This is a genomic window from Pantoea sp. GbtcB22 (assembly GCF_019091025.1).
GTDB classification, from domain to species: Bacteria; Pseudomonadota; Gammaproteobacteria; order Enterobacterales; family Enterobacteriaceae; genus Pantoea; species Pantoea leporis.
Window position 1 is genome coordinate 1 of sequence record NZ_JAGXKB010000263.1, and the last position, 267, is coordinate 267.

The following is a 267-nucleotide window of genomic DNA, read 5'->3' on the forward strand; positions in this document are numbered from 1 at the left end:
TATCTCGGAGGGAATGCTGGCATTTATAAGCCCATTGTCTACCTCCATGCGGGGCGTTGTATCATCGGACAAGTTGCAAATATTTCTTCTAAGATTCCCGCAGGTTTCCAAACACCGCTGTGTCAAATGCTTATGAGTCTGACTCTCATTGACCCAGAAAGGCCGTTGAAAAGATTCACCGGGGGCTTCTAGCAGAAAGTCTCGGAGCGATAGATGAAATAGCCGTATAGGCAAATTGTCCTCGTTTGGAATATCGAGGACTGGGCC

The 267-nt window shown here is 47.6% G+C and carries 1 protein-coding gene; it reads left to right on the forward strand.

What is annotated here, in order from left to right; genetic code table 11:
- On the forward strand, positions 1 to 192 hold a 192-nt coding region (locus tag KVT28_RS25270; RefSeq protein WP_217550925.1), incomplete at its 5' end, for a hypothetical protein.
- Positions 193 to 267: the final 75 nt, after the last annotated feature.